18 protein-coding genes are annotated in these 13,757 nt (G+C 58.9%); 4 read left to right on the plus strand and 14 right to left on the minus strand.

The window, feature by feature from the left end; all coding sequences use genetic code 11:
• Nucleotides 1-179: 179 nt before the first annotated feature.
• Nucleotides 180-707, plus strand: a complete 528-nt coding sequence (locus J2X71_RS20560; RefSeq protein WP_310384408.1) for a response regulator — start codon at nt 180-182, stop codon at nt 705-707.
• Nucleotides 708-1,037: 330 nt separating this feature from the next.
• Here J2X71_RS20560 and J2X71_RS20565 read toward each other — a convergent pair whose 3' ends face one another.
• Complete coding sequence (locus J2X71_RS20565) at nt 1,038-1,547, minus strand: sigma-70 family RNA polymerase sigma factor (protein WP_310384410.1); 510 nt, start codon at nt 1,545-1,547, stop codon at nt 1,038-1,040.
• 78 nt (nt 1,548-1,625) lie between these two features.
• Nucleotides 1,626-2,009 carry a response regulator gene (locus J2X71_RS20570; RefSeq protein WP_310384412.1) on the minus strand — a complete coding sequence of 128 codons (384 nt, stop codon included), beginning with the start codon at nt 2,007-2,009 and terminating at the stop codon, nt 1,626-1,628.
• A gap of 243 nt (nt 2,010-2,252) precedes the next feature.
• On the opposite strand from J2X71_RS20570, the gene J2X71_RS20575 reads away from it, so the two are divergent.
• Both J2X71_RS20575 and J2X71_RS20580 read left to right on the plus strand, forming a co-directional pair.
• A complete protein-coding gene (locus J2X71_RS20575) occupies nt 2,253-2,666 on the plus strand; it encodes an HD domain-containing protein (protein WP_049818532.1) in 414 nt (137 codons plus the stop codon).
• Between the two features lie 244 nt (nt 2,667-2,910).
• Entirely contained in the window at nt 2,911-3,252 is a 342-nt protein-coding gene (locus tag J2X71_RS20580; RefSeq protein ID WP_310384414.1) for a response regulator, read from the plus strand.
• Between the two features lie 323 nt (nt 3,253-3,575).
• Here J2X71_RS20580 and J2X71_RS20585 read toward each other — a convergent pair whose 3' ends face one another.
• The 12 genes from J2X71_RS20585 to J2X71_RS20640 form a co-directional block, all read right to left on the minus strand.
• Nucleotides 3,576-4,178 carry a general stress protein gene (locus tag J2X71_RS20585; protein ID WP_310384416.1) on the minus strand — a complete coding sequence of 201 codons (603 nt, stop codon included), beginning with the start codon at nt 4,176-4,178 and terminating at the stop codon, nt 3,576-3,578.
• 36 nt (nt 4,179-4,214) lie between these two features.
• On the minus strand, nt 4,215-4,526 hold the full coding sequence (locus tag J2X71_RS20590) for a PepSY domain-containing protein (protein ID WP_310384418.1): 312 nt from the start codon (nt 4,524-4,526) through the stop codon (nt 4,215-4,217).
• A gap of 424 nt (nt 4,527-4,950) precedes the next feature.
• Nucleotides 4,951-5,292, minus strand: a complete 342-nt coding sequence (locus tag J2X71_RS20595) for a hypothetical protein (protein ID WP_310384419.1) — start codon at nt 5,290-5,292, stop codon at nt 4,951-4,953.
• Between the two features lie 25 nt (nt 5,293-5,317).
• A complete protein-coding gene (locus J2X71_RS20600) occupies nt 5,318-5,605 on the minus strand; it encodes a hypothetical protein (protein ID WP_310384421.1) in 288 nt (95 codons plus the stop codon).
• 73 nt (nt 5,606-5,678) lie between these two features.
• Nucleotides 5,679-6,572 (minus strand): carbon-nitrogen hydrolase family protein, encoded by an 894-nt coding sequence (locus J2X71_RS20605; RefSeq protein ID WP_310384423.1) that lies wholly within the window; start codon nt 6,570-6,572, stop codon nt 5,679-5,681.
• Nucleotides 6,569-7,222: an RraA family protein gene (locus J2X71_RS20610; RefSeq protein WP_310384424.1), complete on the minus strand. Its 654-nt coding sequence runs from the start codon at nt 7,220-7,222 to the stop codon at nt 6,569-6,571. The genes J2X71_RS20605 and J2X71_RS20610 overlap by 4 nt, the downstream gene beginning before the upstream one ends.
• Nucleotides 7,223-7,246: 24 nt before the next feature.
• Complete coding sequence (locus J2X71_RS20615) at nt 7,247-8,110, minus strand: TauD/TfdA family dioxygenase (RefSeq protein WP_310384426.1); 864 nt, start codon at nt 8,108-8,110, stop codon at nt 7,247-7,249.
• Between the two features lie 112 nt (nt 8,111-8,222).
• On the minus strand, nt 8,223-9,308 hold the full coding sequence (locus tag J2X71_RS20620; RefSeq protein ID WP_310384428.1) for an ABC transporter ATP-binding protein: 1,086 nt from the start codon (nt 9,306-9,308) through the stop codon (nt 8,223-8,225).
• A complete protein-coding gene (locus tag J2X71_RS20625) occupies nt 9,305-10,108 on the minus strand; it encodes an ABC transporter permease (protein WP_310384430.1) in 804 nt (267 codons plus the stop codon). Before J2X71_RS20625 ends, J2X71_RS20620 begins: the two co-directional genes overlap by 4 nt.
• Nucleotides 10,105-11,004 (minus strand): ABC transporter permease, encoded by a 900-nt coding sequence (locus tag J2X71_RS20630; RefSeq protein WP_310384432.1) that lies wholly within the window; start codon nt 11,002-11,004, stop codon nt 10,105-10,107. Before J2X71_RS20630 ends, J2X71_RS20625 begins: the two co-directional genes overlap by 4 nt.
• 9 nt (nt 11,005-11,013) lie before the next feature.
• Nucleotides 11,014-12,021, minus strand: a complete 1,008-nt coding sequence (locus J2X71_RS20635) for an ABC transporter substrate-binding protein (protein ID WP_310384731.1) — start codon at nt 12,019-12,021, stop codon at nt 11,014-11,016.
• A gap of 224 nt (nt 12,022-12,245) precedes the next feature.
• A complete protein-coding gene (locus J2X71_RS20640; RefSeq protein ID WP_310384434.1) occupies nt 12,246-12,374 on the minus strand; it encodes a hypothetical protein in 129 nt (42 codons plus the stop codon).
• Nucleotides 12,375-12,863: 489 nt separating this feature from the next.
• Here J2X71_RS20640 and J2X71_RS20645 point away from each other — a divergent pair, with 489 nt between their 5' ends.
• Complete coding sequence (locus J2X71_RS20645; protein WP_310384436.1) at nt 12,864-13,712, plus strand: type IV toxin-antitoxin system AbiEi family antitoxin domain-containing protein; 849 nt, start codon at nt 12,864-12,866, stop codon at nt 13,710-13,712.
• Nucleotides 13,713-13,757: the final 45 nt, after the last annotated feature.

Raw genomic sequence — 13,757 nt, forward strand, 5'->3', positions numbered from 1 at the left:
TCGAAAGGGAGAGAACTCAACGGGAATGACGAACCCGAAAGATGGTGCTTCAGGCACCTTCTTGGCGGCGGTTTGTCCGCCAGCGTACGGACGGCGGCTCAAGCGGGCGAACTTGCTCGCCAACAGGAACTCTCGACGGGGTTTAGCGTTTCGTAGCCGCTAAAGACGGGACGGAATTCATGAACAACAATCGCAATGAATGGATCGCAGCACGGGCCTACTCGCTTTGGGAGCAGGCAGGAAGACCGTTCGGCCAGGACGAGATCCACTGGCAACAAGCGGTACTCGAGCGCGAGCTTCTGGAGGAAACTCAAGCTTCCGCCGACGGCAGGGAAGTGATGGAAAGACCAAGGGCAAGCGTAATCGAGCCTCGAAGTGTCCTCATTGTCGAGGACGAATTCCAGCTCCGTTATAACATTGTCGATTTTCTGGATCAGGCTGGGTTCCAGACACTTGAGGCCGCCAACGCCGACGAGGCGCTCGTTCTGTTGAAGAACAATGTCATCGATACCCTGTATACTGATATCGATATGCCCGGCAGCATGGATGGCCTTGGCCTCGTCGCCAAGGTGCGTTCTCACTGGCCCTCAACGCGGGTGATCGTGACGTCCGGCCTTGTCAAGCTTTCTCACAAGGATATGGAAGCGGGCGTAACCTTTGTCGCCAAACCAACCGCCGGCTTAGAGTTGCTTAAGCTTCTGGCATAGTCCGCGAGGCCATATTTCCATCGGCCCCTCGGCTTACTCGGCAAGGACCTACTGTCGATTTCGGCTTTGGCTTCTTTGCGGCGAGGGGACGATCGCCTCGCCCACCCCCCCGATGGGGTATCGGTCGCATCGTGGGTGCGCTCGATAACCACGGGTCGATGCGACACGCCAAAGCAATGTAGCAGGGATCAGCAATCAACTATAGCTCATCGAGAGGTCGTCGCCGAGCATCGGGTGCCGTGCCCAGTTATTAGAACCATGACAAGGTCGAAGGGTCCTCCGGAAAAATGAAGGCATTACCATTGCGATGCGAGGACGCCGCTGGCTGTCCTACCGCGCCGCTTCTTCGCCAAGCCGGTCGCTCAGTTTAAGCCGCGCACGGTTTATCCGGCTCTTGATCGTGCCGGTCGCGCAATGGAAATGGGAGGCCGCGTCTTCGTACGAATGTCCTTCAATCAGCACATATTCGAAGACGGAACGATAAGGTTCGGCGAGTGCTGCGCAGGCCGCTTCAAGTTCCCGACCCCGCATGTGCCACTCCTGATCGGCCGGCACCGAGCCATCCAAGGCCGCAGTTTCCTCACTGCCAACAATCTCACGTTTTCCTACACGATACTGGGTGCAGAAAGTGTTTCGCATGATCGTAAAAACCCATGATTTGAGCCTGGTGCCTTGCTGGAAGCGATCGATATGACTCAGTGCCCGGAGAAGAGTTTCCTGTACTAAATCATCGGCGTCGCCAGGATTCCTTTGGAAGGCTCGCGCAAAACTGCGCAACGCCGGAATTAACGCAACCAGTTCTTGTTCTAGCTGGGCACAATTACTCTCTGCTGTTTTCATTCATCCGTTCCTCCATCTAAAGCGGATAAAGAAACTTGACCTTTCTTCGTTCCTTATCCGTACGCTAACGTACGGGCCCTATTGGATTCTCGGGGAAGGATCGAAGAGCGCGCTCGCGATCTCCTCGAGTGCGTTCGGCTTGCCAGCAAGATAATACCCCCCATAGTGCTCCGGCACGCCACTACCAAGATAGGCAGTGGCGAAGACAAATGGGATTCCGGTGTCTTGGAGACGTTCCGCAATTGGGAAAACCGTTTGACCCTCAAGCCGGATGTCTAGGATTGCGCCTTCGACCACATATTCTTCGATTAGGGCCAAACCGATCTCGACGGAAGGAGCAGGACCGATGACAGTTGCGCCGGCCCGTTCGAGGGCCATTCTGGTTTCATCGGGCACGAAATATTCATGCTCGACGATGAGGATACGCTTTCCCCTCAAGAGGTGAAGACTTCCACTTCCCATCAGATGCCATTCCCCGGTTGACGACGAATTATCTCATATTCAAAGGATTCCATGCCGGCGATCTGGCAACATGCAAACATCGATTCTGATCGCTGCGCCTGAATTTAAACGTCTAAGCGTCAGTGACAAAAGAAGTTCCCGCGAATTGCCCCGTTCTGTAATCAGCCCGCGAAGCTCATGCTTCGCTCGCCGTTGAACTCTATGGCAACATCCGCGTTAGCTTGCGAAGGCGGAGGAATTCTCATGCAGGACTATCACCATCTGGAGCATGCAAGGCAAGTTGCCATGGTCGCTCACGAGGGGCAGCAAGACAAAGCTGGCAATCCCTATTTTCATCACTGCCAGCGTGTTGCCGATCGCCTGGTGAGCGAGGATGAGAAGATCGTCGCTTATTTGCATGACATTCCGGAAAAGGCACCGGCTTGGACAATTGATCGTCTGACAGAAGAAGGCTTCGCTGCCAAAATCATCGCGGCCGTGGATGCTCTTACGCGCAAGGCAGACGAGGACGACGCCCACCTCGTTAGCAGAGCAGCGGCAAACCCGCTTGCGCGGTCCGTCAAACAGGCCGACTTGGAAGACAATCTCGCTCAGGCCGAGCAGGCGGGGCTTGATGCGGAGAAATACAAGCGCGCCTTGGCTCTCCTCGCGGGATGAAGGGCCAGCAGCATGTTCGCCTTGCGGGTCAATTCATTGCCCACGGCACGACTCCACCAACGTTTTTTTCGGCAGGCGACTCCTGGGCGGTCTTTCTGCGTATTGGGAACAAAGTCGGACAAAACAGGTTCTCATGACCGTTGCCTTTCATCCAACCCACATTCTGCTCCCCTTCGAACGTCAGTAGATCACTATCCGCCTAAGGATGAGGCTGACAGCGTAGTTAAACCATGACGAGGAGATCATGCGCATTCTTATCGCGGAAGACGAGCCTATCATTGCCCTTGAATTGGAGAGGATCGTCCAGGAGGAGGGTCATCAGGCCGTTGGGCCCGTCTCAACACTGGAGCAGGCGCTCGCCTACGCGCCTCGCGTTGATGCGGCACTTGTCGATCTTGGCCTTTCCGACGGTTCGAGCGGAGCGGCCCTCGCGCGGAGGCTCATTGATCGCTTCCAGATCAAGGTGATCTTCGTTACCGGTCGCCCGGACGCTGTCGGCGCGGGTCTAGAGGGTTCGGTCGATATCATCGGAAAACCGTTTTCCGACGACAGCGTTCGTCGCAGTCTCGCAAAGGCGTTATCCTGACTGCGCTCTACGCGATGTCGTCGGTTCGACCCGCGAGGGCGCCGCAGGGCGGAACACAATTAACGTTCGCTATTTATTCAGGCTGTGCGTAGCTTTTTCGCAAGAATGCGCCTCTACGCAGCGAGGTTCGTCCTGCGCAATCGAGCCCGCTTGCGGATAGGGCATCTGCTTCGATCCGAAAACAACTGGCAGATCGAACCCGCTCCGGATCATCGGATACAGTAATCAATAAACCTCGCCGAAGGCGCGGCGTTACGGATCCACGGAGAGCGCACGGGAAAATTGGCGGCTTAAGGAGAGCCGCCAAAATCCTCGGAATACAATTAGAGACGACGATCGCGCTGGCGCTCGGTCTCGATCTGTTCAGGCGTATAGGGCTGGGCCGCCTCATCGAACCGACTCCAGCCCTGCTCCTGATAGCTGGCCCGACGCGATGCGTAGTCAACCGGACGCGACCTGCCAAGAATGGCTTGCGTCTCGGCGACCCTGCTGTCCTCTACCTTCGCGGTTACGACCGAGCCGCCCCGGCGGATTCCTTCGGCGTAGAAATTCGCTTCGTCTTCGGGAACACCCTCATTGATCATTGCCCCGACAATGCCGCCGACGGCCCCGCCCGCAATTGCGCCAGCCGCCATGCCGGCGGCAGTTGCAGCTAGCCACCCAGCCGCAACAACAGGCCCGACGCCGGGAATGGCCATCAGGCCGAGCCCGGTCAATAGTCCGCCGGCTCCGCCGGCCACCGCGCCGACACCGGCGCCGGTACCTGCGCCTTCGGCGGCATGGCTTCCCTGTCCCTCGATATCCACGCCGTGGGCGTTATTCGTTACAATGCTTATGTCGTCAGACGAAATTCCGGCATCTTCCAATGCCTTCACGGCTGCGCGGGCGTCGTCATAGCGATCATACAGTCCTGTAATCGTTCGCATGTGGATCTCCTTAATGTCTTGTAATTTGGATCTTTGTTACTTGGCCAGCGTCACGTTGCCCTGAAAGTCCAGGGAAACGGCCGCGTCCTTGCCATCCTTTTTTGCGGCGGCGCGCCAAACACCCTGATCGTCCAGCTTAAGCCCCGTGACATCGGTGTACCCGGCGTCCTCAATGCGGGACTTTGCCTGATCCTCCGTGAAACTGTTCTTGCCGGCCACGGGGGCGCCCGGGTTGTGTTCCGTATTGACGGCAGGTGTGGTCTGCGTCGTCGAAGGCGTCTCGCTCTGGGCAAAGACAGCCGTTGCCGAAAGCAAAAGACCCAGGGAAAGTGCGGCGGTCTTGTTCATAGTCATCTCCTTTTGTTGCCCGTCTAAAACATCGAAAAATACAAATTGTTCCGACGCTTAGTGATAAGGGCGCAATCGGCTGCGGCGATCGCGAAAAGGCCTATCGATCAGATGTGCGACTGTCGCTCGGGTGGAATTCGTCTCTGGGATACGATCGGATTCTATTCCATGAACCTTGTTCGCCGGACGCCGCAGGACGATCCCTCGCTTGGGATGTCCCTGCGCGTCTCTTTCAAAGGCTGCTGACGGATGAAAGGTTCGCCCGCGCGATTAAGCGCTCGAGACGTCGTCAACAGGGTCAGATGAGCGCACAACAGGGCTCTCTCTTTCATTGTCGCCATGAGTTCCGGACGCCTGATGATTGCCCGGTGCCTCGTGTGACACACGCAAGCGCTTCGGCTGCATGGGACGTCGCCAAAATCGGCTAGGATTCGGACTTGATGGCACTGCTGGCCGCCGGCTTGATCCTGACCCGCTGATCGCCGCTGTCGGGATCATAAACCGCGAGGTCGACGAGCAGGTCACCGGACCTTGAAACGACGTCGAGAAGGGCAACGGCGAGTCTGGCGGCGCAAACCGTGTTGGTCGAAAGGTCGAGTGTCTCGTCGCTTGTGAGGGCTAGGCGGACGCTGACTTTGCCGTCCGCGGACAAGGCGAAAGGCTGGAAACTCTCGAATTCGAGACAGGCGTCCGCCTCTCCATCCGCAGACGGCTTCCTGGATTCGAAAACCTGCCCGAAAGTCCGTGTCTTTTGTCGTCGGTCCATGGTGTCCCCTGTCGACACCGTCTCGTCAGTGCAATGACGATCGGTTCGGCTGTCGCTTTGTGACGTGCCTCAACACGCCGATGAGGCGAGCGCAAGAGGTGACCACCTCGAAGGCGACGTCTGGATCGCCTTCGCCGATATCGGGTGCCAGCCGTCGCATGGTCAGGGACACGTCCTCAACCAGCAGCGCAAGTTCCCCGCGATCGTCCTCGCCCAAATCCTTCAGCAACGCGAGCAGCGTGTCTGCGAAGGGGACCAGTATCGCGATCGTTTGCACCGACGTGAATTGAGGTTTTGTAGGATCGATCCGCATGAGGCCCCGCTTTGCCTGTGACTTGTCGCAAGGATCGGCAAGGTCAAGGGAGAGAAGCCAAGGCGCGGCCGCATTAGCCTCGGTGTTCACGGGCGAGGGCAGGTTTGCTTGCCGCGCCTATTTTGGCAATTGCGACCGGCATGCCGCCGAGATCGACGCGATGACTGTCCATTGGTATCCAGGATCGCACCTGTTCCAGACGCCGCGGGTCGAGCCGCGCGCTGAACACGCCTGCCTCATCGCCGGCCTGGGTCAGAATCTGCCCCCAGGGGTCGCAAATCATCGAGTTTCCGAACATGTGGCGATCCTCGCCGTCAGGCGCTGTATAGGAACCGCATTGTCCGCAGGCGACCAGGAAAGCCTGGTACTCGATCGCGCGCGCCCGGCACAGCACCTCCCAGTGATAGCGACCGGTTTGCGTTGTAAATGCAGCCGGCAGGATGAAGACGTCAGCATGATGGCTCGCCAATCGGTCGAACAGCCGGGAGAAGCGGAGATCGTAGCAAATGCAGCAGGCGATCCGAAACCCGTTGAGCTCATAGATCAGCAACTGGTTTCCGGGCGCGACAGTGTCCGATTCCGCGTAGCGCTTGCCGTCCGGCGCCAGGATATCGAAGAGATGCACTTTCCTGTAGGTGCCGACCTGTCTTCCGGAAGCGTCGAATATGACGCTCGTGTTGAAGATCCGGTTATGGCCGGGCACACTCTCAAGGATGCTGCCGGCATGGATCGCAACACCGTGCGCGGCGGCAAAGTGCTGCACCATGTTGTAGGCCCTGCCGCCCGGAACAAGATCCGCGGCCGCCGACTTCTCGACCGTCGTTCCTCCCGTCCAATCGAAATGTTCCGGCAAGACGATGAGATCGGGGCGCTCATCGCGCACCGCCTTCAACATCAGGCGGCTTGCCTCGGAGAGATTATAGGCCCGATCAGGCCGGGCATTCATCTGGATGAGAGAGATCTTCATGCGAGGTCCTGTTGATCGAATGAGAAGATGGAGCTGCCGGAAGCAAGATGGCGGCGCAGCACGGCCGAGCGTTGCTGGCGGGCGATCGCAACATGGGCAAGCGCGCGCATGCGCTCGGCATCGGCGACGAAGACACCCTCGCTGTCGGCAAGAACGGCATAGCCTGGAAGCACAGCGGCCGAGCCGCAGGCGATCGGAACATTGATCGACCCGCCGATCGCAAAGATCCGGTTTGTGGTGCGCGACGAGACACCGCGACACCAGACGGGGAGGCCGATGTCCCTGATCTCCTCGACGTCGGTGCAGGGGCCGTCGATCACGATGCCACTCGCCCCCTTGGCCTTGGCGGCGGTCGCAACACCGCCGCCGACACAGGCAACATCGTCGCCATCGACGCGGGAAATGACCAGCATGTCGCCCGCCTTCAGCATGTCAATCGCCTTGTAGATGACAACGCCGTCGCGGCCCGGCGCCGCGACGGTCAAGGCGGGGCCAAAGGCCCGGCATGGAAAGACGGGACGGACATTGGCGCCAACAAAGCCCAGATGCTCGACATGTCCGATCGTTGCGGTCTCGACGGCCGGAAGCATGTCGAGGAGATCCGGGGGTAGGCAAAGCTGGCGTTCATTGGCCCGATAGAAGGGTGTCACGTCACGGTCCTTCCTAAAGGGAGATCAGATCGGGCGCTCGCCCGAAGTCGTCGTGCGATGCATGATGCGGATCGACGCCGGGTCGAAGGAGTCACGCCGGTGCATGGTGCATCGGTTGTCCCACATCATGATGTCGCCCTCGTCCCATCGCTGGACGAAAACCTCCTGCTGCTTGGTCGTATGATCCCAGAGTTCGGCAAGCAGCGCGTTGCTTTCGTCGATCGGCATGCCGACGATCCAGGCACCGTCAGCCGTGCCGCCGAGATAGAGCGCCTTTCGGCCCGTTTCCCCATGCGTGCGCACCAGCGGATGGACCATGCCGTTCCACTCGCGGAAATCCCGGCTGGAGGGAGCCACCTCGCCGAGACGGAGTTTGCCGGTCTTGTCATAGACGTGCTGGAAGAAGATCTGGCGGCCGGTGACGAGCTTCTTCAGGACCAGCGGCAGCGTCTCATAGGCCATATAGGTCGACAGGAAGTACGTATCGCCTCCTGTGGGCGGTACCTTGACGGCCCGCAGGATCGCGCCGGCGGGCGGCTTTTCATAGAACCAGGTATCGGTATGCCAGGTCGCCTCGCTGTTGCCCATGGCGCCCGTCGGCTTCCCGTCCTTCGTCGCATTGCTGATGACGAGGATCTCAGGATGGGTGGGATGACCGCCTTCCTGCAACTGTTTCGGATGGATCACGAACTCGCCGAAATGGCGCGAGAATGCCACCTGATCGGCATCGCTGATCCGGGTGCGCTTGAAGCGCAGCACGCCATACTGGAGCCAGTATTGGCGCAGATCCTCAATATCGCGCGCATCATAATTGTTGAAATCGAACCCCTCGATGTCGGCGCAGACATTGCTCTCCTGCTGCACCGCCTTCAGTCTTTCCTTCAGCATTTCAATCTCCTTCTGTGGTCTTCCTTGAGACCGGAGCCATCCTAGGTTGGCGCAGGACCGCAGTTCCAATATCGATCGCCGCGCATTGATAACCGAGGGCGATCGGTCGCTCTCACCGGGAAAGGGGACGCACATCGGCCGGATCGACCGACATGGTGACGGCCTGACCGGGCTCATAGGAACGGGCCATCGCACTGCCTGGATGGTGCAGAACAAGCCGGTGTCCGCCCTCCACCACGACCTCCAGCTCTGCATGGGCTCCAAGATCGATAACTCTGTGGATCGTCGCTTCGAGCCGGTTCATGCCATCGGGCACCGCTGCCCGGGCCGCGAGCGTCAGGCTTTGCGGTCTGATCGAGCAGAAGCTGATCACGCCGCCGTCGGCCGCAGCCGATCGCGCCCTCAAGACGATCGGGCTGCCGTCGATCGACAGCTTCACGCCTGCGGCCGAGGGCGAGGATGCGCTGACCGGCAGGATGTTCGACCGTCCTATGAAATCGGCAACGAACCGCGAGGCGGGATTGCGATAGATGTCGCCGGGTGTGCCCTGCTGGGCGATCGAGCCGGCGTCCATGACGATAATTCGATCCGACATCGCCATGGCCTCTTCCTGGTCGTGCGTCACGTGGATGAAGGTCATGCCGAGCGTCTCGTGGATCTCCTTCAACTCGACCCGCATTGCCTCGCGCAGCTTGAGATCCAGATTGGAGAGAGGCTCATCGAGGAGCAGGACGGAGGGCTTAGGGGCAATCGCCCGGGCAAGCGCGACACGTTGCTGCTGGCCGCCGGAGAGTTCTGAAGGATAGCGTGTGCCGAAACCCTCGAGGTGAACGCCGCGCAGCGCCTTCTCGACGGCTGCGCCGATCTCGGCACGCGGCGCGCCTCGCATGCGCAGCCCGAAGCCGACATTGTCGGCAACCGTCATGTGCGGGAAAAGCGCATAGTTTTGAAACACCAGGCCGAGATTGCGTCTCTCGGGCGGCACTTTCACCTGGCTGCGTCCGCGGATGCGGATGTCACCCTGGCTTGGCGTGCTGAAACCGGCAATCATGTTCAGCGTCGTTGTCTTGCCGCAGCCAGAGGGACCGAGAATGCTCACGAACTCGCCCGCCGGAACTTGTAGATTTATGTCCCTGACCACGCTCAGGCCTGCGAAGGATTTGCTGACCGACAGGAGTTCGATATCGAATTCGCTCATTTGCTTCCTCCATGAAGCTGTGCGGAAAAGCCGCCGACTTTCTCGAAGATCAGGATCACCGCCAGGATGAAGGCCATCGATGCGACATTGACCGCCGCCATGATCGGATCGAGGCTGTATTCGAGGTGATTGATGACGGCGATCGGCAGGGTCGTGTCCCCTGGTCGGACCAGAAAGACCGACAGCGGAATGTTGTTGAATGAGATGATGAAGGCGAATGTCACGCCGGACAGAACGCCCGGCTTGATCAGCGGCAGGACGACATAGAACATCCGCTGGTGCTTGCTGGCGCCGAGGATCTGCGCTGCCCGATCGAGGTTTTCGTCGAAATTCGCAAGTGCGCCTGCAGCCATGCGTATGACGAACGGGAGTGCAAGCACGACATGTGCGGCAATCAGCGCCGGAGTACCGAGCATCTTCTGCAGACCGATGATCGACAGGAACAAGACGATCGCCACCCCCTTGACTATCTGCGGAACCGAAAGCGGCGACAAAAGGGCCGCCATGATCGCGCTCGAACCCGGAATGCGCTCGTGGACAAGCGCAAAGGCGGCCAGTGTGCCGAGAAGGCCGCTGATCGCCGCAACGATCACCGCAATCTGGACGCTCGACAGAAAGGGCTGGAGCCATCGCTCCTCGAAGAGACCGCCATACCAGACAGGTGTCCATTCCCAGGGTCGGAAGGTCACCGACGCGTTCGGGCTGATCGACGCCGCGATGACGACCAGGAGCGGAAGTGTGATGAAGGCCAGCACCAGAGCGAGCACGGACCAGAAACCAACTGCAATCAATTTCGTCATTGCGTCTGTCCCTTCCGCGATGTTTTGCGTGCTTTGAGGCTTGCCTCCCATCGGATCCCGATCAGCGAGACTGTGAGCATCATCGCGAGCAACGCGATCGACATGACGCTGGCGAAGGGCCAGTCGATGTAGAACAGCACTTGTTCGGAAATCATCGTCGCGAGCACCTTGAAGCGCGCGCCGCCCAGAAGGGCGGGCGTCGCGTAGGCGCTGGCCGCCATCGTGAAGCTGATCAACAGCGAGCTGACGATGCCGGGCACGGATAGCGGCAGGACGATATGACGGATGACGGAGGCTCTGGAGGCGCCAAGCATCTGCGCAGCGCGTTCGAGGTTGACGTCGATGCCCTGTATGCTCGTCATCAACGACAATATCCCAAAGGGCAGCACGACATGCGTCAGCCCGGCGACAACCGCAAACAAGCTCTTCGAAAGGGGAAGCGGCGTTGAAATGACACCGAGATGGATCAGCGCATCATTGATGAAGCCACGATCCTCGAGGATGATCAGCCAGCCATAGGTGCGCAGCACCACGCCGGCGAGTTCGGGCGCGAGCGCCAGCGCGAAAACGACGGTCCGCCAGCGCGATCGCGAACGGGCGAGGAAATAGGCCACTGGATAGCCGAGCAGTGTGACGGCCACGGCGACAAGAGCCGACATGATCGCCGTGCGAACAAAACCGGCTAGGGACAACCCGTCGAGGAAGAAGCGTTCGTAATTTGCGAGCGTCGGGACAAAGGTCCGGCTATCGAGGAAGCTCATGGCGATCATCACGCCCATCGGAAGCGCGAAGAAGGTCGTAAGCAGGAGGCAGGACGGCGCCAGCAGCATCGATGCCGGCGCTCGCACGGTTAGGCGCCCGGAAACGGCCGGGACAGTGGCAGCAAGCGTTACCATGGAAACTCCTCAACGGGCCTGCGAGACGACGTCTCGGTCCCAGCGTTCGCCCCATTCGGAGAGCTTGTCACCGAGCACGGTCAGATCGGGCATCCTGAGCGATTTGAGATCTTCGGCAGAGGTGATCTGCCGGCGGCGTAGGGCTTCCGGAACCTCGATGTCGGTGCGGGCGCTGCCGACCTTGTAGCCTGTGACCCAGGCTTCCTGGCTGGTCCTTTCGAGGAAGAAATCGATGAAGGATCTTGCCGCGGCCTTATGCTCGGAGCCGACGGGAATGTTCAGCGTCGCAAGAAGCGGGATGGTCCCTTCCTTCGGCCGTACGTAGTCGACGGGCAGACCCTCGTCGACAAGCAGCTGGGCGCGACCGTTCCAGAAGGGCATCGCCCAGACCGTGCCGTCCTTGATGTAGCTTTCGAGGATGGCGGAGGATTGCTCGAAGCCGATCGATTGCCTGGCAAGCCGCGCCATGGCCGCAAAACCCGGATCGATATTGTCGATCAGCCCGCCTCCCTCGGTGATCGACATCATCTCCAGGAGATAGACGGCCATGATATTCTGGAAAGTCGGCAGGACGACCTTGCCTTCCAGATTTGGGCCGAGAAGGTCCGTCCAAGAGGTCGGCGCGGAGCCAAGCCTGTCGGTTCTGTAGAGCAGCGACAGGTACTGGACCTCGTGCACGGCGCCGCAGGGGCCGGCCGCGTCCTGAAGGCTTGCCGTGAGGGAGGCGAGGTTGGGGATTGCGGCGGCGTCCAGCTTGTCCAGCACGCCATCCCGGCAGCCCTGGAGCGACTGCGACGCAGTCATGACGACGACGTCGAAGCCCGGATGCCCGTTGGTCGCCTTGATCTTGGCATAGTCCTGTGAGGCGGAGCCGACAGCGTCATAGACGACATCAATGCCGGTCTTGCGCTCGAATGGCTCGATGATGGCCTGGCGAATGATGGCCTCGTAAGGTCCGCCATAGCTATTGACCACGAGCGTTTCGGCATGCGCGAGCTCAGGCAGACAGGCTGCCATGAGAAGAAGCGGTGATTGGATTCTTCGCAACGTCGGTTTCTCCCGGTTGGTAATGTTCCCGGAAAAAGGGTGACGACGCAGACTTCACACGTCTAATAGCAATTGGCTGGGATTAATGCCTCGGCGATATGAACGAGAACCTCCGCGCCGTCCTACCGTTTGTCGCTTGAACGACGAGCGAGAAACTGAGACGATGTGGCCTAGGTTGGAGACTTTCCCATCCATCAGATGACGATTGCTGCAGTATAGTATGTCGTGGCGAAGTTCATGGCGAGCTCGTCAGGTTGGCCGAGCTGGAAAACGGCGACCATGTCGTGTGCTTCTGCAATCTCGATGTCGGCCTGATCGATCACGGCGGCGTCTCCAGACGCTTCGCGCCGCAAAACTGTCAGCTATCATCCCGGTCTAAATTGTCGACCTTCAGTCCGCCCGTTCAATTCTACCCTCGATGACGAAAGGCGCAGTCGGTGAAGACCGCGCCCGGCCAAATTCCGTTTAGATGCTCCGGGTGCTATGGTAGGGCCATGGGCTCGCAACACCATTGTGCCACCACTCAGCTAAGCTGTGAGGAGTAGAGACGCACAGCGCAGGGGAGGCGAGGAGTCCAGCATCACAAGGGCAGCGCCAACATCGCAGCGCTTGGGCGAGTACCTGACCTAGATAGGTACGCCGCTCCGGGTCAATCAGGTAATAGGTTTGGCGTAGATCGCCATGGGCTAGAATGGCTTTTCGGTTGGACGAGCCTTTATAGATATTCCTATTGGTCAATATTTAATTGACATTTTCGACACATGATAAAGTTATCTGGACGCCAACTTTCGAAAATGGTATTTACGTCAATCATGGATAGACAAAAAGACGATTCATTAAAGAAAGTCCTAAACCAAGTGCCTCAAGGTTTCCTGGTCGACTCCTCCTGGATGAACCAAAACGGCATCTCCAGGCAATCCGCGCATCAATATACACGGAACGGCTGGCTCGAAAGCCTTGGACGGGGCCTGTTTCGGCGACCATTCCCGGCCGGAACTCGACCAGACGTATTGATAGACTGGAAAATACCGGTCTTGTCCACGCAGCAACTCATGAACCACCGGGTTCATGTTGGCGGTATGAGTGCATTGCAGCTTGCCGGCGTGACCCATTACCTATCCTTTGGCGGAAACGCCCGGCTATATCTTTACGGTGAGGTGCCGTCTTGGTTCGAAAGATTGAGCCTGAACATCAGGCCATGTTTGAGACCGACCAATCTGTTTACCGACTTGGATCTGGGCATCGACAACAGCGATTTCAGCTTGGCGAGTGGCGATGGCCAATCGCTTTCGCTTTCCCCTTGGACGTGGCCAATGAGGATGTCATCGCCCGAACGTGCGATCATGGAAATGATTGATGAACTCCCCAAAGAGGAAAGCTTTCATGACGTCGATACGCTTTTCCGGTCACTGAGTAATCTGCGGCCGAGAAAGCTTTCCGAGCTTCTGCAGGACTGTCGCAGTGTGAAAGTAAAACGGCTCTTTCTGGTCTTCGCCGAGCGGCATGGACATGCATGGCGCAAACATCTCGATCTGGCCAATGTCGATCTTGGAAGTGGGGATCGTTCGATTGTGAAGGGGGGGCGCCTGCACCCGATCTATCGCGTGACCGTCCCGCCTGAATTCGTGCCTGGCCGCAAGGAAGAAGAACTTGGCGCGTGACCGCTACAAATCTGAGGTGCAACTACTGATCCGAGCCCTGCCTCA

Source organism: Rhizobium sp. 1399 (assembly GCF_031455475.1).
Taxonomy (GTDB): domain Bacteria; phylum Pseudomonadota; class Alphaproteobacteria; order Rhizobiales; family Rhizobiaceae; genus Rhizobium.

What these genes read in the sequence shown, in the direction of transcription:
- J2X71_RS20560 (WP_310384408.1), top strand. Translation starts at nt 180, where the DNA reads ATGAACAACAATCGCAATGAATGGATCGCAGCACGGGCCTACTCGCTT.
- J2X71_RS20565 (WP_310384410.1), bottom strand. Translation starts at nt 1,547, where the DNA reads ATGAAAACAGCAGAGAGTAATTGTGCCCAGCTAGAACAAGAACTGGTT.
- J2X71_RS20570 (WP_310384412.1), bottom strand. Translation starts at nt 2,009, where the DNA reads ATGGGAAGTGGAAGTCTTCACCTCTTGAGGGGAAAGCGTATCCTCATC.
- J2X71_RS20575 (WP_049818532.1), top strand. Translation starts at nt 2,253, where the DNA reads ATGCAGGACTATCACCATCTGGAGCATGCAAGGCAAGTTGCCATGGTC.
- J2X71_RS20580 (WP_310384414.1), top strand. Translation starts at nt 2,911, where the DNA reads ATGCGCATTCTTATCGCGGAAGACGAGCCTATCATTGCCCTTGAATTG.
- J2X71_RS20585 (WP_310384416.1), bottom strand. Translation starts at nt 4,178, where the DNA reads ATGCGAACGATTACAGGACTGTATGATCGCTATGACGACGCCCGCGCA.
- J2X71_RS20590 (WP_310384418.1), bottom strand. Translation starts at nt 4,526, where the DNA reads ATGAACAAGACCGCCGCACTTTCCCTGGGTCTTTTGCTTTCGGCAACG.
- J2X71_RS20595 (WP_310384419.1), bottom strand. Translation starts at nt 5,292, where the DNA reads ATGGACCGACGACAAAAGACACGGACTTTCGGGCAGGTTTTCGAATCC.
- J2X71_RS20600 (WP_310384421.1), bottom strand. Translation starts at nt 5,605, where the DNA reads ATGCGGATCGATCCTACAAAACCTCAATTCACGTCGGTGCAAACGATC.
- J2X71_RS20605 (WP_310384423.1), bottom strand. Translation starts at nt 6,572, where the DNA reads ATGAAGATCTCTCTCATCCAGATGAATGCCCGGCCTGATCGGGCCTAT.
- J2X71_RS20615 (WP_310384426.1), bottom strand. Translation starts at nt 8,110, where the DNA reads ATGCTGAAGGAAAGACTGAAGGCGGTGCAGCAGGAGAGCAATGTCTGC.
- J2X71_RS20620 (WP_310384428.1), bottom strand. Translation starts at nt 9,308, where the DNA reads ATGAGCGAATTCGATATCGAACTCCTGTCGGTCAGCAAATCCTTCGCA.
- J2X71_RS20625 (WP_310384430.1), bottom strand. Translation starts at nt 10,108, where the DNA reads ATGACGAAATTGATTGCAGTTGGTTTCTGGTCCGTGCTCGCTCTGGTG.
- J2X71_RS20630 (WP_310384432.1), bottom strand. Translation starts at nt 11,004, where the DNA reads ATGGTAACGCTTGCTGCCACTGTCCCGGCCGTTTCCGGGCGCCTAACC.
- J2X71_RS20635 (WP_310384731.1), bottom strand. Translation starts at nt 12,021, where the DNA reads ATGGCAGCCTGTCTGCCTGAGCTCGCGCATGCCGAAACGCTCGTGGTC.
- J2X71_RS20645 (WP_310384436.1), top strand. Translation starts at nt 12,864, where the DNA reads ATGGATAGACAAAAAGACGATTCATTAAAGAAAGTCCTAAACCAAGTG.